Here is an 18,850-nt window from a genome sequence, read left to right as displayed (position 1 = left end):
TTTACCCGCCATTCTTAAAGCATGCGGGTGCATGGCCGCTTTCCCCCAAGCGGCCATTCCCATCGTCAAGCTGACTGGGTTTTGACCCTACAGCGTCACGATGATCTTCCCGAACACCTTTCGCGATTCCAGGCGCTCCAGCCCTTGCGCGAAGTCGGCGAGCGGCAGCACCGTGTCGATGACCGGGGTCAGGCCGGCCGCCATCTTGTCGAGGCTCTCGCGCATGTTGGCGATGCGGCAGCCGAACGAGCCGGTGATCCGGTACTGCTGCTGGAACAACTGCATCAGGTTCATCTGGACCGAGACACCGGAGGTCGAGCCGCAGGTGACGAGCCGCCCGCCGCGCTTGAGACAGAGCAGCGAGCCGTTCCAGGTTTCGGCGCCGACATGCTCGAACACCACGTCCACGCCCTTGCGCTTGGTCAGGCGCCGCACCTCGCCCTCGAAGCGCTCCTCGCGGTAGTTGATGACGTGATCGGCGCCGAGGGCACGCGCCTTCTCGCCCTTCGTGTCGTCGCCCACCGTCGTGTAGACGGTGCAGCCGATCGCCTTGGCCATCTTGATCGCCGCGGTGCCGATCCCCGAGCCGCCGGCATGGACGAGGATCGACTCTCCGGGCTCCAGCCGCGCGTTGTCGAACAGCATGTGCTGGACGGTGCCGAAGGCGATGCCGGCGCAGGCTGCCTGGACGTGATCGACTTGCGCCGGCACCCGCACCACGAGCCGGGCCGGCAGGTTCACCCGCTCGCGGGCGAAGCCGTCGAGATGGAAGCCCATGACGCCGGAAACGTCCTCACACAAGTTGTCGCGGCCCTCACGGCAGGCCCGACACTGTCCGCATGTCAGGGCGCCGTAGGGCACCACGGCATTGCCGACGGACAGCCCTTCGACGCCCTCGCCGACCGCCGCTATCTCGCCCGCGGCCTCGGCGCCGACGGTGAGCGGCAGCTTGCGCTTGGCAAACGCCATGCCGCGAAAGCCCCATACGTCGATGAAGTTGAGCCCGACCGCGCGCACTCGCAACTGTACCTCGCCCGGCCCGGGCGCGGGCGGCGGCTCGACCTCGGTCAGGCGCAGGTCGCGGTCGCCGAAGAGCTGGAGGGCTTGCATTGAAGTGATCTCGTCTGCCGTCGGGATGGGCTGGTCCCGAGCGGGATCCTTGCGGGAAACCGGCCGGGCGAGGCCGCGGCCTTCCGTATCGCGAAACAAGGGCGGCGTGGAGGGCTCCCGCCGCGCTCCGTGCCGACACGCGCGGAGCGGCCCGCGCCGGGTCTCCGGCGCAGGAAGGCGCACGCGTCACATCAGCCCAGATCTCGCTTCTTTCCAATTTTCGTCACGCACTCGCAATATGTGCCGAGTGACTTTTTCGAAGAAGCATGTTTTTTCCGCCAAGAGATGCGAAGAGAGATGATCGACTGGCCCCGTGGCGGGGGAATGGCAGAGCGTATCCGCGCTTTTGAATGGGCGCTGACACCGCTTGGGCCAATCGAAGGCTGGCCGCAGAGCTTGAAGACGGTCGTCGAGATGATGCTCGGCGCGCCCTATCTTGGCTTTATTGCCTGGGGTCCGGCTCTCAATGTGCTCTATAATGACGAATATTACGAAGTCCTCCGAGCGATCGAGCCGCCGCCGCTGGGACGGTCTTTCGTCGAGTGCTGGCCCGCACCGGAGGGTCGGCAGATCGCCGATCAGCTTCTGCTAGGACAGGCGCGCCACACGGCCGACCGCTTCTGGAACATCGCATCCCGCCCGGAGCGGCCCTTCGGCTGGTATACCGCGAGCTGGACGCCGCTGCGGGACGAGGCCGGCCGCATTGCCGGCTTCTACATGGGCGCCTTCGAAACTACCGATCGGGTGATCGCCGAGCGGGCCCTGCGCGAGAGCGAGGAGCACTTGCGCCACACGGTCGAGTCCAATCCCCAGATCTCCTGGACCGCTTCGGCCGATGGGACCATCGACTTCGCGCCGGTGCGGTTCCACCAGTGGACCGGCCTCAGTGGTCTGGGGCAGACCTGGATGGAGGTGCAGCATCCGGACGATGCTGCCCGCATGGCCGAGCACTGGCTGCGATGCGTTCGCACCGGCGAGCCCGCCGACATCCAGCACCGCGTGCGCATGCGCGATGCGAGCTATCGCTGGCTACGCTCGCGGGCCTATCCGCGCCGCGACGGCGAGGGACGCATCGTCCGCTGGTACGGAACGAGCGAGGACATCCACGAATACAAGCTCGCCGAACTGGCTCTGCGCGAGCGTGAGGAGCAACAGGCTTTCCTGCTTCGGCTGAGCGACGCACTGCGTCCCCTCGCCGATCCGGCCGCAATCCAGGGCGAGGCTTGCCGATTGCTCGGCGAGCATCTGAAGGCGGACTACGCCTACTATATCGAGCTCTATGAGGCGCAGGGCTTCGCGGTCATTCGCCAGGATTACGTGAGCGGCAACCGACCCTCGCTCGTCGGCACCTATCCGGTGTCCCTCATCGAGTGGGGCATCCCCCTGTACAAGCAGGGTCAGCCGATCGCTTTCTCCGACGTGACTACGTCGCCTCTGGTTCCTGAAGCCTATCGCGCCGCGGTGGCGAAGGGCGTTCTCGTCGCCTGGATCGGTATCCCGCTGCTCAAACGGGGCGAGCTGGCCGGCGCCCTCTCGGTATCCATGGTGACACCTCGTGCCTGGACCGAAGCCGAGATCGCTCTCGCGCGGGAGACCGGCGAGCGCATCTGGGCGGCGGTCGAGCGGGCTCGGGCCGAACGGACGGCGCGCGAGGCCGATATGCGGCTGCGCACCATGGCTGACGTTGCGCCGGTCCTGACCTGGGACGTGGACGCCAGCGGCACGATCTTCGTCAACAGTCACTATCTCAACTTCTTCGGCGTCACGTTCGATGCCGTCTCCGGAAGGGGCTGGGAACGGTTTCTGCACCCGGACGATGCGGCGGGGCATATCGCCGCCTTCGAGGAGGCTTTCGCGCAGCGCCGGCCTTTTACGCACGAGGCCCGTGTTCGCCGCTTTGACGGTCAGTACCGCTGGCTGAGCAGTTCCGGTCAGCCGCTTGGGGAAGACCGCTTCGTCGGCGTCTCGATCGACATCACCGAGCGCCGACAGGCCGAGGAGCGTGTCCGGCGCAACAACGCTGTCCTTCAGGCGATCAACCTCATCTTCAGCGAGACGTTGGGCGCTTCCTCCGAGGAGGAACTCGCGCGCATCTCCCTCGATGTGGCCGAGGAACTGACTGGCAGTACCATCGGCTTCATGGGTGAGATCAACGAAGCGACCGGTCGCCTCGACGGCCTGTTCTTCAGCGACCGGAGCCGGGCCTGCTATGCTGCGCGCGCGGCCGCAGGGGACAGCAACCTTCCGCCGGGCAAGTTGGCGCTGGGGCTCGCAGTCCACGGCATCTATGGGCGGGTGCTGCGGGATGGCGAGGGATTCATCGTCAACGATCCTGCCTCCCACCCCGACCGCGTCGGCGTTCCGGCCGACCATGTGCCGCTGACCGCCTTCGTCGGCGTGCCGCTGAAGCAGGGCGACAAGACGCGGGGCCTGATCGGACTCGGCAACCGTCCGGGCGGCTACCGGCCGGAGGATCTTGAGGTAGCGGAGGCGCTGGCACCCGCGATCTGGCACGCCCTAAGAGCCAAGCGCGCCGAGCTGCGCCTGCGCGAGAGCGAGGAGCGCTTCCGCCAATTCGCCGAGGCCTCCTCCGACGTCCTCTGGATCCGCGATGCCGAGACGCTGGAGATGGAGTTCGTCAGCCCGGCGCTACGGACGGTCTATGGCCTCGAACCGGATGTGCTCGGGCGCGATGTCCGGCGATGGGCCGGCCACATGCTGCCTGAGGATCGTGAGCGCGCCCTGCAGAACTTGAAGCGGGCCGGGAGCGGTCAATCGCTGCTGAACGAGTTCCGCATCATGCGCCCGAGTGACGGCGCCTTCCGCTGGATCCGCAGTACGCTGTTCCCGCTGCGCGACGAGCAGGGCCGGGTGCGGCGCATCGGCGGTCTCTCCTCCGACACCACCGAGGCCAAACTGCTGACCGGGCACCAGGCCGTGCTGCTGGCCGAACTGCAGCACAGGGTGCGCAACATCATGGCGGTGACCCGCTCGATCGTCGCCCGCACCGGCGAGCGGGCGGAGACCGTGGCCGATTACGCATCTCTAGTCGGAGGGCGGCTTCTGACGCTCTCCCGCGTCCAGGCCTTGCTGACCCGCTCCGCCAATGCGGGCGTGCCGGTGGCGACCATCGTCCACGACGAGGTCAGCGCTCAGGCCCTGCGCGAGGACCAGTACGACCTGTCCGGACCCAAGGTCGAGCTCTCGCCTAAGGCAGCGGAGATCCTGACGCTCGCGGTGCACGAATTGGCGACCAATGCCTTGAAATACGGTGCCCTGTCGGTGCCGGAGGGCCGGGTGCGGGTGCGCTGGGCGCTGTTCGAGAAACGTGGCGAGACCTGGCTGAGCTTCGATTGGGTGGAGGGCGGCGCCCCGGAGGTGGCTCAGGACAAGGGCCATTGGGGTCACGCCACGTCCGTTCGCGGCGGCTTCGGCCGCGAACTGGTCGAGGGCCGCCTGCCCTACGAGTTGGGCGGGCGCGGCCGCCTCGAGATCGGTCCGGAAGGTGCCCGGTGCCGCCTCGAATTTCCGCTGCGCGACGGAGCGAGTATTCTGGAAACGGATGCTCCGCAGCGCGCAACCGTGTCCGGAGGAGCGCTCGACATGACCGGCGAAGCAGATCTGAGCGGCCACCGCGTCCTCGTGGTCGAGGACGATTACTACCTTGCCACCGACACCGCCCGCGCCCTCCAGGGGGCAGGGGCGGAGGTGATCGGCCCCTGCCCGACCGAGGAGGCGGCCCGCGACGCACTCGAGGCCAGCGCACCGGCGGCGGCGCTGGTGGACATCAACCTGGGCTCCGGGCCGTCCTTCACCCTGGCGGCGCTGCTTCGGGAACGCGGCGTGCCGTTCGTGTTCATCACGGGCTACGACGAGGGCGTGATCCCGCCGGATTTCGCAGATGTGGAGCGCCTTCAGAAGCCGGTGGAGCTGAAGCGCGTCGTCCACTTCCTCTCCGAGACGCTGCTGGCCGAGCGGTAAGTCAGCGCGAGCATCGTCCTGTATATCGTATCCAGGACGATGCTCTGGACCCCTGTTTTGCATCGTCTTTTTTCCGAAAGCCGGCGGCCACCTTTCGGGACGATGCTCGAGCGCCGGCTCAATCCGGCGTCAGGTAGCGTCGCCGCGCCCAGCCAAGGGAGCGGTCGAACTTCACCCGGCACCATGTCAGGCCACTCGGCGTCTCGTTGGTGCAGCCGAAGCCGAGCACCCGGCGACCGACCGGGATCTGTCCGAGCGCCGGCGCGCCCGCATCCGGCGCCTCCCGGATCGTCAGGCTGTCGTCCCGCGGCAGCCCCTCGACCCGAAACGTCTCGGCCGCCCGAACGGACATGCCGCCCGCGAGGAGCAGGGCGACGGCGAGCGCGGGCAGGGAGCGGGGCATTGCGGGCGCGTGTCAGGTCCGATGGATGCCCATCATCGCGGTCAGCCCGCCATCGACCGGCAGCACCGCGCCGGTGATGTAGGCGCCGCTCTCTCCGATCAGGAAGGCGGCCAGCGCCGCGACCTCGTCCGGCTTCGCGAAACGCCCGAGCGGGATCTGGCGCTCGATGCCCTCGCGGTGGCTGGCGTAGGCCGCCAGCATCTCCGTGTCGATGAAGCCGGGAGCGATGACGTTGACGGTGACGCCGCGCTTGGCCGACTCGATTGCGAGCGTCCGGCAATAAGCGATCAGCGCGCCCTTGGTCGCTGCGTAGGCCGCATTACCGGCATTGGCCTGAAGGGCTGCCACCGAGCCGATGGCGATGATGCGGCCCGCCCGTGCCCGGATCATGCCGCGCACCAGAGCCTTGGCGATCCGGGTCATCGACCAGAAGTTCACCTGCATTGCGGTCTCGGACCGGTCGCGGTCGAGCATGGCCGCGAGTGCGTCCGCCGACTGGCCCGCATTGTGGACGTAGCCGTAGAAGCCCTGGCCCTCGGCCCAGTCGCAGAACGCCTCCACCGCGTCGCGGTCCGACAGGTCGAGGGCGCGGGCGGTGACGCAACCTTTCCCGTGCGCTCCGGTCAATTCGTCAGCGAGAGCCCCGGCCCGCTCCGGCGAAGAGCGGTAGGTGAAGGTCACCTCGTGGCCAGCCGATGCCAGGGCGCGGACGGTCGCCGCGCCGAGCCCGGAGGCGCCGCCGACGACGAGGACGGATTTCCTTCCCTCGCTCATTCCTGAACTCTCGCCCGCGCTCATGCCGGCTCGTCTCCCAGGACGAGGCAGGTGTTCTGCCCTCCGAAACCAAAGGAATTCGACAGAACCCGCGAGACGCGGGTGTCGCGGGCGCTCCCGACCACGTCAAGGAGCAGCGCGGGGTCGGGCACCGCGTAGTTGATGGTGGGCGGAATGCGGCCCTCGCGGATCGTCAGCAGCGAGACCACCGCCTCGATCGCGCCGGCCGCCGTCAGCGTGTGGCCGATCATCGACTTGTTGGACGAGATCGGCAGCTGTCCGACCCGCTCGCCGAACACCGTCGAGCAGCCGAGCGCCTCCATCTTGTCGTTCTCCGGCGTCGAGGTGCCGTGCGCGTTGACGTGATCGATCCGATCCGGACCGATGCCCGCGTCGTCGAGCGCCGCGCGCATCGCGGCGATCACCGGCGCCCCGTCGGGGCTGGAGCGGGTGCGGTGGAAGCCGTCACCCTTCTCGCCGCAGCCGAGCACGTAGCCGAGGATTTTTGCCCCACGTGCCCTTGCGGACTCGGCGCTCTCCAACACAAGGGCGGCGGCGCCCTCGCCCATGACGAAGCCGTCGCGATTCTTCGAGAACGGCTTCGAGGCGCCCTCCGGCGGGTCGTTCTGGGTCGACAGAGCCGAGAGCAGCGAGAAGCGGATCAGCGATTCCGGGTTCACCGAGCCGTCGGTGCCGATGCAGAGCGCGGCCTCCATCTCGCCCCGGCGGATCGCCTCGACACCGAGCTGGATCGCGGTGGCGCCCGATGAGCAGGCGGTCGAGAGCGAGATCGGCGAGCCGCGGGTGCCGAAGCGGTCGGCCAGCCGGTCGGCCACCGTGCCGAAGATGAACAGGTCGTGCCACGCATCGAAGCGGCGGGTCGCGGCGGCGCGCTGAAGGCCGGCATAGCTCACCTCCCCCGGCTCGCCGGCGGCATCCGCAAGCGCCTGCCGCTGCGGCCATTCCATCTCCACCGGCGGCACCGCCACGAACAGGCCGCCCGGAAAACCCGCACCGATGCCGGACTGACCCACCGCCTCCTCGGCCGCCACCATGGCGAAGCGCTCCGACAGGAGCGGCGCTACGAGCGGGTCGGTGTCGAGGAAATCGACGGTGCCGGCGATGCGGGTACGCAAACCCTCGGTGGGAAAGCGGCTGATGGCGCGGATGCCGGAGCGCCCGGCGGTCAGCGCGTCCCAGTTCTCGGTGATGCCGCGGCCGAGCGAGGTGACGATGCCGAGGCCCGTCACCGCGACGAGCGGGCGTCCCTGGGCGTCGTGGGTGGATGAGGAGCGCGGTTCTGCCATCGGGGCCTCAGACCATTTCTTGCAACCCGGACGCATCCGGAAGGCCGCCGCAGCCGCCGGGACCGGGGCTCCCGTTCCTGCATCGCCGTCCCCCGAAAGCCGGCGGCCACCTTTCGGGACGATGCTCTAGACCCCTGTTTTGCATCGTCTTTTTCCGAAAGCCGGCGACCACCTTTCGGGACGATGCTCTAGACCTTCACGACGCGGATCACGCCCTCGCCACGGCGGTGGCCGACGGAGGTGACCGCCACCTCACGGGCCGAGCCCGCCCCGCAGAGCGCTGCGGCCAGAGCCGCCCCGAACGGGGCCGCGACCTCCATCGGGTGGCCGATCACGTCGCCCGTCGCGCGAATTCCTACGCCCGGCAGCGCCGCCTGGACGCCCGCGATCTCTTCCGCGGCGAGATCGGACAAGCCAGTGGCGCCCGAGAGAACCACGTCCGGCCGCTCGATTCCGGCCTCGCCGATCAGGCGGGTCAGGCTCGCCGAGACGCTGCCCGGCGCGCGCGCCACACGATCGTTGGCCACCGGCATCAGCCGGGCGAAGGCCCTGGCGCCGCGGGCCGCAGCGTGCTCGGCCGCTTCCAGCACGAGGAAGGCGGCGGCGCTGCCGAGGATGAAGCCGCCCCCGCCCTCGCCACCGCGCTCGAAGACCGGCCGGTAGGCGGTCTTGAGGAGGTAGCCGCCCATCTCGTGGATGACCATGACGTCCGGACGCTCGGCGTTGTACGAGCCGCCGACCATCATCGTCTCGACCTGACCCGAGGCGACCCGGGCATGCGCAATGCGCAGCGCATCGACGCCGCTCGACTCCTCGCCCATGAAGGTGCGCGAGGCGCCGGTGACGCCGTGGACGATGCTGATGTTGCCCGCGAGCAGGTTCGAGAGCTGCGCCAGGAACAGGGTCGGCCGCAGGTCGTTCAGGAGCCGCTCGTTGAGGAAGGCGCCGGGATCGTTGGTCCCGCGCAGGCCCGTGAGGATGGCTCCGTCGACCGCGTAGTCGCGCTCGCCGCCACCTGCCGCCACCACCAGCGGGAGCGCCGACTTGTAGGTCGCATCGTCCTTCACACCGGCCGAATCAAGGGCGAGGCCGGCGGCGTAGACGCCGAGCCGCTGCCAGAGTTCCATCTGGCGCTGGTCCGACTTCTTCGGGATTTGCGTGTCGAGGGCGAGTGGCGCGACCGGATGCACCGGATACGGCGCGAACGTCTCGGTATCCGTCCGCGGCGGCGCGTCCGCGGCGAAGGCCGTCAGATGCGTCTCGATCCCCTCGCCCGCGCAGGAGACGAGGCCGATCCCGGTGACGACGACGTCGCGGGCCTGCGGGCGGCTCACGGCTGGGCTCCGTCCAGAAGGCCGATCTTTCGGATACGCTCGCGGATCGTCGCGTCGATTCCGGCGGGGAACGGCATGGTGCGGAACCGGAGTTCCGCGTCGCAGAGCGCCTTGCCGTCGTGGTGGATCGCGGCCTTCGTCACCGCGTAGCCCGAGCCGTCGTGCTCCAGGCTCGCCGTGATGTCGAGGGCAGCACCGGGGCCGACGAAGGAGCGGAAGCGCGCCTTGTCCACGGCCATCAGGAACGGCATCTGTGCGAAGTCGAGATGGGCCAGGATGAGGTAGCCGGAGGCCTGCGCCATAGTCTCCGTGAGCAGGACACCGGGCACCAGGGGGTGACCGGGGAAATGGCCCTCGAAGACTGGGCTCGCCTCAGGAACGAGCGCCCGCGCCTCGATACGGCCAGCGGCGCGGTCGAGCCGCACCACGGAATCGATCATCTCGAAATATTCGAGCCGCATCGCGCGTCAATCCTCGAAGCCCGACGGATCAGGCCTTGGCGGTCTTCTCGGCGACCAGCGCGTCGATGCGCGCGCAGAGGTTCTTCAGCACGAAGTACTGCTCGGCCGGAACCTTGCCCTCGTTGACCTCCTGGGTCCAGCGCTCGAGCGGCAGCTTGATCCCGAAGGCCTTGTCGACCGCGAACGCGATATCGAGGAAGGCGAGCGAATCGATGCCGAGATCGTCGATGGCGTGGCTCTCGGGGCTAATTTTGTCGCGCGGGATGTCCGCCGTCTCGGCAATGATGTCCGCGACGCGGTCGAAGGTGGCGGTCTCGTTCGACATTAGGGCTGGCCGCTTTCTCGATTCTTCATGTCCGGCGTCGCCGACCCCTCACGCGGCACGCCCCCATGGCGCCCGAGCCGGTCTGCGGCCCCGCTTCGCCGCCGGTTCCCGATGGCGCTTCTGAAAAGATCGCGACCCCTTACACGAAGCGGTGGAGCGCGGGCAACCTCGGGCGTCGCGCCGAGCTGCAGCCGGCTTTCCCGTGCGGACGCCGCCTGCGCAGCCTTGCCTGCTCTTCCTCAGCCGGCCGAGCGGCTGAGGTCGAGCGCCGCCGTGCGGGTGTCACCGCCCTGTCGCGGGCGCTCCCGGCCGGTCCGGCGCCCCTCGGCGGGCAGCGACCGCTTGCGCTCCGGCGTGCGCGGGCGCACCAGCTCGCCGAGCGCCACGAAGCGATCGTTGTGCCGCTGCCCCGCATCCTGGATGCCGAAGCCGAGAGCGAAGGAGCGGGCGAGATCCGCATCCGCCGCCACGCCGTAGCGGTCAAGGGCGGCCAGGAAGACCCGCCGGAAACCGAGCGGTGCGCACCACGCCTTTTCGGCGAGCTGCATCGGCCAGGTCCAAAGGCCGTCGCCGCGACGGCTGGCGATTTCCTCGCGGGCGATGAAATAACCACTCGCCGGGTGTTCGACACCGTCGTCGAGGATGCGCCAGTCTCGGTCCGGGGATCGGGTCTGCGCTGCAGGAGCCGGCTGGTCGAGCATGTCGTCGTCGAAGCCGATCTCGATCATGGAAGCCTCCTGCCTCGCTCGCCGCGGTAAGGACAGCGAATCGTCCGGGAACGTTCCATGAACAGTGCTTCCGAGCGCTGGCGAGGTCAAGCCTTTGTTCGCAGTTCGTTCCGATTTGTGCGGGCGTGGTCCCGGCAGCCCGCGCGACCGCACGGCCTGACGCCGGCTCTGGATTGCGGCCCTAATCGCCATAGGTTGCCCGCGCCGCCCCGGCGGCGGAACGGAGCGAAGCAGCGATGTCTGGTAGCGATGAGTCGAAGCTTGAGGCCGCCCGCAGCCAGAGGGTGATGCGCGCCCTCCTCGTTGGCGGGCTGCTGGCGCTGGGTCTCACCATCCTGTCGGGCTTCCTGCGGGCCCTGATCTGGGCGGTGGTGCTCGCCATCGCCCTCTGGCCGCTCTTCGTTCGTGTGCGCCGCCGCTTCCCGCCGGGGCGGCACAACATCCTCTGGCCGGCCGTCTTCACCGGTCTCGTCGCCCTGGTTCTGCTGTTGCCCATCGCCGTGCTCGCGGTCGAGGCGGGCCGTGAGGCGCACGACCTGCTGGCCTATGCCCGCGAGGCCGAGCGCAACGGCATCCCGGTGCCGGACTTCGTCGCCCGCCTGCCCTACGGCGCTGCGGCTGTCACCGAGTGGTGGAACGCCCACCTCGCCCATGCAGGGCTGGCGCATGAATTGACCGAGCGGCTCAACACCACCTCGAACCGCGACCTCACCCGCACCCTCGGGGCAGGGCTGTTGCACCGGGTGGTGCTGTTCGGCTTCTGCCTGCTGGCGCTGTTCTTCCTGTTCCGCGAGGGCGATACCGTGGTGGCCCAGTCGCTCCGGGCGAGCCACCGCCTGTTCGGGCCGCATGGCGAGCGGGTGGCGCGCCAGATGGTGGCCTCCGTCCACGGCACCGTGGACGGGCTCGTTCTCGTCGGGATCGGCGAGGGCTTCCTGCTCGGGATCGTCTACGCCTTCGCCGGGGTGCCGCACCCGGTGCTGTTCGGGGCGCTCACCGCGGTCGCCGCGATGATTCCCTTCGGCGCGCCGTTGGCCTTCGGCCTCGCCGCCGTGCTGCTGCTGACGAGCGGCGCGGTCGTCCCCGCCGTGATCGTGCTGGCGGCAGGCTTCGTCGTCACCTTCGTCGCCGACCACTTCGTGCGCCCGGTGCTGATCGGCGGCACCACCCGCCTGCCCTTCCTTTGGGTGCTGCTGGGCATCCTGGGTGGGGTCGAGACCTTCGGCCTGCTCGGGCTGTTCGTCGGTCCGGCGGTGATGGCCGCGCTGATCCTGCTGTGGCGGGAGTTGACGGAGGGGCCGCAGGAGCCGGCGTGACCCCTCTCAGTGCTTCAGCGGCCGCCCGAGCTTCCTCGCCAGGATCCGCTGCGGGCTCTTCTCGGGGTCGGCCTGATCGGCGACCGCGATGTAGGCGGTCTGCTCCAGCATGTAACGGCCGCCCATGGCGCCGTGCATCACGAGGTCGGAGAAGGTCACCCAGGTCTCACCGGGCTGGAAGCGCACATCCGCCTGGGGTGCCTTGGCCTGATAGTCGAGGTCGCGCTTCAGGGCGTCGTGAAGATGCAGCATCAGGTGGTCGTATTCCGAGCGCTTGGCCTTGGTGATCTTGAGCGCGGCCAGCACGCTCGCCGAGAGGCCGGAATAGCCCGGGAGCTTGGGCAGGAATTTTTCCGCCATCGAGCCGAAATCCTCTCCGACCCGCCACAGCCGCGGCTGACCCTCGGCGTTGATGTTGCGGAAGATGCGCAGGATGCGCCGCTCGCCGATCGGGTTGGAGGGGAAGGCATCGACATGCATGCGCGTGTCGTCGCGCCGCCAGCTCAGCTTGCGCTTGTCGACGTCGAATGGCCGGTAGGAGGTGCCGGCGAGTGAAACCTTGCCGGTATAGGCCGGCAGGTAGGTGTCGATCAGACCTTCCGCAAAGCGGCGGTAGCGCACCAGCAGGTCGCGCAGGCGGGCCTGCTCCTCCACGCTGCCGGCCCCACCCCGCAGTTCGGCGGTCTCGTTGCGGATCGAGACGTTCTTGGCCTTGCCGTCAGCAAAGGGGCGCTCGACGAAGCGCTGCTCGAAGGCGTCGAAGGGGAAATCGAGATCGCGGAAGACGAGGACCGAGCCGCTCTCCAGCGCCTCGACGAGGCCGGGCGCACCCAGCGCCGCCTCGGAGCGGGAGACGGGAAGGACGGGGCTGATCATGGCTGTCATTTCCGCACGATACGATGGTGCGCGGTGTAACCGACAGGCCGACGCTCTGCCAACACGCTAACCCGCCGCGGCTTCTCAACCGGCGGCCGTGGCGTTTTGCGGTGGACGAGACCTTACGTCCGCTTGCTCCGCCGCCCACGCGCGCGTCTCCTGATCGGCAAGCTGGGGATAGGCAACTTGGGACACGGGCGGGGCGTTTCCCCGCCGGACGTCCGCTCCCCGGACGAGGAGCCGGCCATGGCGACGCTGAAGGAATTCGAGGAGGCTCTGCGCGAGCACGGCATGCACATGGCGCTCGCCCTGTTGGAGCGCCTGCGCGAGCGTGACCGGCAGACCCGCACCATCCGCCCGGCCCGGCGCATCACGGGTCAGAAGATGACGCCCGACCTCGCCCGCGCGATCCTGGAGCTGCACGCCTCCACCGGCATGACCCAGCAGGAGATCGCCTTCAAGGTCGGCGTGAACCAGGGCCGCGTCAACGAGGTGATCAAGCGCGGCAAGTGGCTCGACGACGATCCGCACGCCCCCGAGGCGGTAGCCCGCGACCGGGCGAAGGCCCGCATGCGCGCCGATCCTAAACCGCGTCCGAAACCCGCGGTTCGCAAGGAGACGCCGCGCGCGGCCAAGAAGCCCGCCCCCCAGGGGCAGTTCGCGTTCGGGGACCTGTAGGGCGATGTCCGGCGCCGGCGCTGCACTTTGCCGGGTGGTGCGGCCCGGCGAGACGTTCATCGGTAAGCAGGGGCTGTCCTACGCTCCCGGCATTTCGGCGGAATCGGTTGGCGCGACCGGAATCCACCTGCAGATGGTGACGATCCCGCCGGGTGCCCGGGCCAAGGCCCACAAGCACGAGGGCCATGAGACCGCGATCTACGCGCTCGCGGGCACCTCCTGCACGTGGTGGGGGCCGCGGCTGGAGCACCACACCGAGTTGAAGCCCGGCGAGTACTTCTACATCCCGGCCGGCGTGCCGCATCTGCCCTACAATCCGAGTGCGACCGAGCCTTGCACGGCGATCATTGCCCGAACCGACCCGAACGAGCAGGAAAGCGTGGTCCTGCTGCCGGAACTCGATGGGATACATCCGTGACCCGCACGGTTGAGGATGCAGACTCCCTCGCGCCGGACCCCCTCCATGCGACGCGTTCTCGTGTCACTGGCCGTGCTCACGGCCGGCCTCTCGCCGGCTCTGGCGCAACGCCCCTCCACCACGAACCTCACCTGCGCCCAGGCCCGGGCCCTGGTCACGCGGCAGGGCGCAGCGGTGCTCGGCACCGGCGGGCCGACCTTCGACCGCTTCGTACGCGACCGCTCGTTCTGCGAAGCGACGGAGATCGGCCGGCGTGCCTTCGTGCCGACCCGCGACACACCAGGCTGCTTCGTCGGCTTCACCTGCTACGAGCCGAGCCGCGGCGACCGCTTCGGCGATTTCTGACAGCCCAATACACTACCCAATACGAAGACGCCCGGGCCTCAACGGCCGGGGCGCTCGCCTATGGGGCCGTCAGCCTTGCGGCCGAGCGGTTAAGCGGCCTGCTGGACCGAGCCCTCGATCACCGGCTGGCTCGATGGCCGGCTGGCGATCTCGATGCGGCGCGGCTTCTTCGCCTCCGGGACCTCGCGGACGAGATCGACGTGAAGGAGGCCATTCTCAAGTACGGCGCCGGTAACCTGAACGTGGTCGGCGAGCTGGAAGCGGCGCTCGAAGGCCCGGGCGGCGATGCCCTGGTAGAGCACCTCGGCAGACTTGCCTTCGGCGGGCTTGCGCTCGCCCTTGATGGTGAGGGCGTTCTCCTTCACCTCGATCGACAGGTCGGCCTCGGTAAAGCCGGCCACTGCGACGGTGACGCGGTAGACGTTCTCGCCCGTGCGCTCGATGTTGTAGGGGGGATAGGTCGGAGCCGCCTCGGCGCTCACGAAACCGTCGAGAGCCGCGAAAAGGCGGTCGAAACCGACGGTGGAACGGTACAGGGGAGCCAGGTCGAACTGACGCATCACATATCCTCCAGAAGAAGCAACATGCTCTGTGTATTCAGGTCCGCCCGTGGGCCGGACCGTCGCGCCGCCGTCTCGGCCGGCGCTGTGTTGATATTGGTGGGCGCCAAAAACCGCGCAAGGGTCTGCTTGCGCGGTTTTTGCGTGAGCTTGAGCGAAAAATTTTGCGGGACGCGCCTGCCGTGCTGAACCTGAGACCCACCCCCGGCAACCCGGTGCCGCCCGGCGCCCGCCTCGTGCCGGTCGAGACCGAGGACGGCGTGTCGTTGCGGGCCGCGACATGGCAGCCGACGACGCGAAGCGTGAAGGGCACGGTCTGCCTGCTCCAGGGCCGGGCCGAGTTCATCGAAAAGTACTTCGAGACGATTTCCGACCTGCGCGCCCGCGGCTTCTGCGTGGTCGCCTTCGACTGGCGCGGCCAGGGCGATTCCGGGCGGCAGGTCCGCGACGCCCACAAGGGCCATGTCCGCCACTTCGACGATTACCGCCTCGATCTCAAGGCGATCACCGAGACGGTGCTCGTGCCGATGATGCCCGAGCCGTATTTCGGGCTCGCGCATTCCATGGGCGGAGCAGTGGCCTTGATCGGCTCGGCCGAGGGCTGGCTGCCATTCCGGCGGTTCGTCACCGTCGCGCCGATGCTGTCGATCCGCATGGTGCGCTGGCCGGCTGCGGTCTCGCTGCTCACGCGGGGCCTGCACCGGCTCGGCCTCGGGCGTTGCTACGTGCCCTCAGGCAGCAAGGTCTCGATTGCGACGAAGCCGTTTCCCGGCAACCGTCTCTCGACCGATCCGGTGCGCTACGCCCGCAACGCGGCCGCGGCCCGCGAAGTCGGCGCCGGCGCGGTCGGCGATCCGACCATCGCCTGGCTCGCCTCCGCCTTCAGGGCCATGCGCCGGCTGGCGGATCCGGTCCTGATCCGGCGGATCCGCACGCCCTGCCTCATCGTCGGGGCGGGGGCCGACCCCGTCTGCGGCACGCCGACGATCGAGCGCTTCGTCGCCCGGCTGAAGACCGGGCACCTGATCGTGCTGCCGGGAGCCCGTCACGAGATCCTGAGCGAGTGCGACGCGATCCGCGCCGATTTCTGGGCGGCGTTCGATGCCTTCATTCCCGGCCACGCCTCTCGGGTCGCCGCCGAGGAGGCTGAGGCGCTCACGGGTTGAGAATTCTCAGCGCCGCCTCGTGCATCCGGGAGTCGCCCGCCGCGATGATCCGGCCGCCGGCGGTGGCCGGGCCTCCGTCCCAACTCGTTACGACCCCGCCCGCGCCCTCGACGATGGGGATCAGCGCGACGATGTCGTAGGGCTTCAATCCCGCCTCAACCACGAGGTCGATCTGACCCGCCGCCAGCATGCAGTAGGCGTAGCAGTCGGCGCCGTAGCGCGACATCTTTACCTCTCCCTCGATCGCCCGGAAGCGCTCGGCCTCCTCGCCGTCGGCGAACAGGCGCGGATCAGTGGTGGCGAGGATGGCCTCGCCGAGCGCCTCGCCGCGGCGGGTGTGGAGGCGGCGCTCACCCTTGGGGCTGCGCACGCTCGCTGTCTTGCCGTCGCCGAGGAAGCGCTCGCCGAGATAGGGCTGATGCATCAGCCCGCGCACCGCCGCGCCGTGATGGGTGAGCCCGATCAGGGTTCCCCAGGTCGGCAGGCCGCTGATGAAGGCGCGGGTGCCGTCGATCGGGTCGAGCACCCAGACGCATTCCGCATCCGCTCGCTCGGAGCCGAACTCCTCGCCGAGGATGCCGTGGCTGGGCAGCCGGTCCTTGATCATCCGGCGCATCACGGCTTCCGCCGCGCGGTCGGCCTCGGTGACGGGGTCGAAGGCGCGGCCCGTCCCGTGGGATTTGTCGTCCAGCCCGAAATGCGCCCGGAAGAACGGCAGGATCGCCGCCCCGGACTGGGTGGCGAGGTCTTCCATGAACTGGGCGAGATCGACGACGCTCATCGAGGGGCAGCCTCCCGTTGACGGACTGAGACGAAGACGCCGGGAGGCCGTCCCGTCAAGCCGGCTCGGGCAAGGCCTGCCGCGGAGGAGTGGCTGCATCCCGGCGCTCGGCGGCATCCGGGCCGCCCCCGTGGCCACCCTCGTGACGGGCGATGGCGAGGATCGTCTCGATCAGGTCGCGCAGGGAGGTGACGTGGTCGTCCGCCCCGAGCTTGGCCCGAAGCGTCTCGTCGGCGAGCATCGGCTCGTCGAGGCGCCAGAGCCCGGCGACGATCGGCACGGCGTCGATCTTCTGGCGCAGCCGCGAGACGAGGCGGCGCAGATGGGTCGGCTCGCCGGACAGCGCCAGCGAGATCACGCAGACCGCCTGAGCCGGACCCGGCTCCCACGCGCCGATGCGCACCCGCGCGACCTCGGCGAAGGGCACCTGCCGCGTGCCGAAGCCGCGCTTGCGCAGAAGCTGATCGGCGATGGCCGTGGCCGCACCGTCGAGAAAACCGCGGCCGGAGACGAGGAGCACCGCGCCGTCGGCGCGCCACGCCTCGGGCAGGTCTTCCGGTTCGGGCTCGGGGATCGGGTCGCTCTTGCAGGCGCTCTCCCCGTCGCCCGCTCCGTCGGTGATCAGGCGAGAGGCTTTGGAGGCCGGATCGGGCACCGCATCCTCGCGCGTCTCCAGATCCTCCACCAGCGCCGTGATCGAGGCGCGGATCTCGTCCTTCTGGTCGGGGGTGAGCACGCCGCGGGCGGCGTCGCGGGCGGCGAGTTCGAGCCCTCTCAGCACCACGTCGTCGTAATAGGCCGAGAGCGAGCAGTCCCGCAGGATCAGGTCGGCATGCTCCTGGGCCTCCTCGGGGTCGTCGGCGAGCATGCGCTGGTAGAAGTTCTCGACCGGGGTCAGGGCCGGGCGGTTGCTGAACAGCACGTCGAGGAATTCGAGCCGGTCGACGTGGCGCCCGAGCACGACGAGGCAGACGGTGAGCGGCGTCGAGAGCAAGAGTCCCACCGGTCCCCACAGCCAGGTCCAGAACAGGGCCGAGACCAGCACGGAGAAGGGCGAGAGGCCGGTGGAGTGGCCGTAGACCAGCGGCTCGATGATCTGCCCGACGATCGGCTCGACGATGACGAAGAGCGCGAAGGTCGCCAGCATCATGCTCCAGCCCGGATCGACGGCAGCCGCGAGCGCGATCGGTAGCACCGCCGAGAGAACGGCGCCGATATACGGCACGAAGCGCATGACGAGCGAGAAGATGCCCCATAGCACGGGACTCGGCACGCCGATGATCCAGAGCCCGACGCCGATGACGATGCCGAAGGCGGTGTTGAGGGCGAGCTGGCCCAGGAAGTAGCGCGAGAGCCGCCGGGCCGCGTCGTCCATCGCCACGGTGGTGCGGTGGAGGTCGCTGGAGCCCGCGAGCCGGATCAGGCGGTCGCGCAGATCCTCCCGCTGCATCAGGATGAACAGGAGGACGACGATGACGATGCCGGCGGTGGCCAGCGGCTGCGCCACCGGCGAGAGCACGGTGGTGGCAAGTTCGAGCGGGCTCGGGCGGCGCTCCTCCACCTGCACCACCAGGGGCTTGGCCGGTTCCGGCTCGGCCTTGCGGGCGCTGTCGCGGGCGGACTGCTCGCGTTTGGCCCGTTCGGCGCTCTCCGCGTTGTCCTCGCCGCTCTTGTGGATCGCTCGGTTGATGTTGGCGATGTAGTCCATCGTCCGGCCGAGAGAGCCGTTACGCAGCCCCTCGATCTTGCGCTCGACGGTGCGCTGGTAGCGCGGCACGTCCTGCGCGAGTTCGGCGACCTGGACACCGATGACGGTGGAGACCGCCGCGATGAGCCCGGCGGCAAACAGCACCGACACGAGTACCGCCACCGCCCGTCCGAGGCGCAGCCGGCGCAAAAAATTCACCAGTGGGCCCAGAACGAAGGACAGAAGCACCGCGATCGCGATGGGGATCAGCACCTCGCGCGCGAGAAACAGGCCCGCGACGATGATCGCGAACACGACGAGGGATGAGGCAAGCGGACCTTTTGGCGTCTCGGCGGCGGCGACCCGCGTGGCGCGTGGCGGCACGATGAAGCCCTCGCCGGGGGATATGCGCTTCATGTCAGGCCGAACTTCTCTCTCACGCCACGCTTCACCCGAGGCCCAACGATCGCGTCGCGATGTGGGCCTCGGTCCTGCTCAGGGGCCGCACCGGTTTGGCGCGGTGATCGACGCCCGGAGGCACCCGAACTCAAGAAACCGTGAGCGGGCCGAATTCGATCCCTGAAACGTCGCCGCAGCGCG

Annotated in this window: 18 protein-coding genes; 6 read left to right on the top strand and 12 right to left on the bottom strand. The window is 69.1% G+C overall.

Annotated features, from left to right (window positions below; translation table 11 throughout):
* Positions 1 to 87: 87 nt before the first annotated feature.
* A complete protein-coding gene (locus FHU13_RS16735; RefSeq protein ID WP_183436979.1) occupies positions 88 to 1,110 on the bottom strand; it encodes a zinc-binding dehydrogenase in 1,023 nt (340 codons plus the stop codon).
* A gap of 297 nt (positions 1,111 to 1,407) precedes the next feature.
* Here FHU13_RS16735 and FHU13_RS16730 point away from each other — a divergent pair, with 297 nt between their 5' ends.
* Positions 1,408 to 5,091: a PAS domain-containing protein gene (locus FHU13_RS16730; protein ID WP_183436978.1), complete on the top strand. Its 3,684-nt coding sequence runs from the start codon at positions 1,408 to 1,410 to the stop codon at positions 5,089 to 5,091.
* Positions 5,092 to 5,209: 118 nt separating this feature from the next.
* Here FHU13_RS16730 and FHU13_RS16725 read toward each other — a convergent pair whose 3' ends face one another.
* From FHU13_RS16725 to FHU13_RS16695, 7 genes are all read right to left on the bottom strand, one after another.
* Positions 5,210 to 5,494, bottom strand: coding sequence for an SH3 domain-containing protein (locus tag FHU13_RS16725; RefSeq protein WP_183436977.1), 285 nt, complete (start codon positions 5,492 to 5,494; stop codon positions 5,210 to 5,212).
* Between the two features lie 12 nt (positions 5,495 to 5,506).
* Positions 5,507 to 6,268 carry an SDR family NAD(P)-dependent oxidoreductase gene (locus tag FHU13_RS16720; protein WP_183436976.1) on the bottom strand — a complete coding sequence of 254 codons (762 nt, stop codon included), beginning with the start codon at positions 6,266 to 6,268 and terminating at the stop codon, positions 5,507 to 5,509.
* Positions 6,269 to 6,288: 20 nt separating this feature from the next.
* The gene (locus FHU13_RS16715) at positions 6,289 to 7,575 is read right to left on the bottom strand and encodes a beta-ketoacyl-ACP synthase (protein ID WP_183436975.1); all 1,287 of its coding nucleotides are present in this window, start codon (positions 7,573 to 7,575) and stop codon (positions 6,289 to 6,291) included.
* A gap of 188 nt (positions 7,576 to 7,763) precedes the next feature.
* Positions 7,764 to 8,909 (bottom strand): beta-ketoacyl-ACP synthase, encoded by a 1,146-nt coding sequence (locus FHU13_RS16710; RefSeq protein ID WP_183436974.1) that lies wholly within the window; start codon positions 8,907 to 8,909, stop codon positions 7,764 to 7,766.
* Complete coding sequence (locus FHU13_RS16705) at positions 8,906 to 9,370, bottom strand: 3-hydroxyacyl-ACP dehydratase FabZ family protein (protein WP_183436973.1); 465 nt, start codon at positions 9,368 to 9,370, stop codon at positions 8,906 to 8,908. The genes FHU13_RS16710 and FHU13_RS16705 overlap by 4 nt, the downstream gene beginning before the upstream one ends.
* A gap of 28 nt (positions 9,371 to 9,398) precedes the next feature.
* The gene (locus FHU13_RS16700; RefSeq protein WP_183436972.1) at positions 9,399 to 9,695 is read right to left on the bottom strand and encodes an acyl carrier protein; all 297 of its coding nucleotides are present in this window, start codon (positions 9,693 to 9,695) and stop codon (positions 9,399 to 9,401) included.
* A gap of 239 nt (positions 9,696 to 9,934) precedes the next feature.
* The gene (locus tag FHU13_RS16695) at positions 9,935 to 10,423 is read right to left on the bottom strand and encodes a hypothetical protein (RefSeq protein WP_183436971.1); all 489 of its coding nucleotides are present in this window, start codon (positions 10,421 to 10,423) and stop codon (positions 9,935 to 9,937) included.
* A gap of 236 nt (positions 10,424 to 10,659) precedes the next feature.
* Here FHU13_RS16695 and FHU13_RS16690 point away from each other — a divergent pair, with 236 nt between their 5' ends.
* The gene (locus FHU13_RS16690; RefSeq protein ID WP_183436970.1) at positions 10,660 to 11,739 is read left to right on the top strand and encodes an AI-2E family transporter; all 1,080 of its coding nucleotides are present in this window, start codon (positions 10,660 to 10,662) and stop codon (positions 11,737 to 11,739) included.
* Positions 11,740 to 11,745: 6 nt separating this feature from the next.
* On the opposite strand, the gene FHU13_RS16685 is transcribed toward FHU13_RS16690, so the two are convergent.
* The gene (locus FHU13_RS16685; RefSeq protein WP_183436969.1) at positions 11,746 to 12,615 is read right to left on the bottom strand and encodes a Kdo hydroxylase family protein; all 870 of its coding nucleotides are present in this window, start codon (positions 12,613 to 12,615) and stop codon (positions 11,746 to 11,748) included.
* Positions 12,616 to 12,861: 246 nt separating this feature from the next.
* On the opposite strand from FHU13_RS16685, the gene FHU13_RS16680 reads away from it, so the two are divergent.
* The 3 genes from FHU13_RS16680 to FHU13_RS16670 are packed head-to-tail and all read left to right on the top strand — an operon-like array spanning position 12,862 to position 14,056.
* A complete protein-coding gene (locus tag FHU13_RS16680; RefSeq protein WP_183436968.1) occupies positions 12,862 to 13,293 on the top strand; it encodes an RNA polymerase subunit sigma-70 in 432 nt (143 codons plus the stop codon).
* Between the two features lie 4 nt (positions 13,294 to 13,297).
* Complete coding sequence (locus FHU13_RS16675) at positions 13,298 to 13,711, top strand: cupin domain-containing protein (protein ID WP_183436967.1); 414 nt, start codon at positions 13,298 to 13,300, stop codon at positions 13,709 to 13,711.
* A gap of 45 nt (positions 13,712 to 13,756) precedes the next feature.
* Positions 13,757 to 14,056 carry a hypothetical protein gene (locus tag FHU13_RS16670; protein ID WP_183436966.1) on the top strand — a complete coding sequence of 100 codons (300 nt, stop codon included), beginning with the start codon at positions 13,757 to 13,759 and terminating at the stop codon, positions 14,054 to 14,056.
* Between the two features lie 89 nt (positions 14,057 to 14,145).
* Here FHU13_RS16670 and FHU13_RS16665 read toward each other — a convergent pair whose 3' ends face one another.
* Positions 14,146 to 14,616 (bottom strand): Hsp20 family protein, encoded by a 471-nt coding sequence (locus FHU13_RS16665; RefSeq protein WP_183436965.1) that lies wholly within the window; start codon positions 14,614 to 14,616, stop codon positions 14,146 to 14,148.
* A 182-nt stretch (positions 14,617 to 14,798) separates the two neighbouring features.
* Here FHU13_RS16665 and FHU13_RS16660 point away from each other — a divergent pair, with 182 nt between their 5' ends.
* On the top strand, positions 14,799 to 15,782 hold the full coding sequence (locus tag FHU13_RS16660; protein WP_183436964.1) for an alpha/beta fold hydrolase: 984 nt from the start codon (positions 14,799 to 14,801) through the stop codon (positions 15,780 to 15,782).
* On the opposite strand, the gene hisN is transcribed toward FHU13_RS16660, so the two are convergent.
* Both hisN and FHU13_RS16650 read right to left on the bottom strand, forming a co-directional pair.
* Positions 15,772 to 16,563 (bottom strand): histidinol-phosphatase, encoded by a 792-nt coding sequence (gene hisN, locus FHU13_RS16655; protein WP_183436963.1) that lies wholly within the window; start codon positions 16,561 to 16,563, stop codon positions 15,772 to 15,774. The two genes, FHU13_RS16660 and hisN, sit on opposite strands and share 11 nt — an antisense overlap.
* A 55-nt stretch (positions 16,564 to 16,618) precedes the next feature.
* Positions 16,619 to 18,667, bottom strand: coding sequence for an AI-2E family transporter (locus FHU13_RS16650; RefSeq protein WP_183436962.1), 2,049 nt, complete (start codon positions 18,665 to 18,667; stop codon positions 16,619 to 16,621).
* Between the last annotated feature and the right edge of the window lie 183 nt (positions 18,668 to 18,850).

This window comes from Methylobacterium sp. R2-1 (genome assembly GCF_014191355.1).
In the GTDB taxonomy this organism is placed as follows: Bacteria; Pseudomonadota; Alphaproteobacteria; order Rhizobiales; family Beijerinckiaceae; genus Methylobacterium.
The sequence above is the reverse complement of the archived record's forward strand: the minus strand, read 5'-3'. Positions and strand labels throughout refer to the sequence as shown.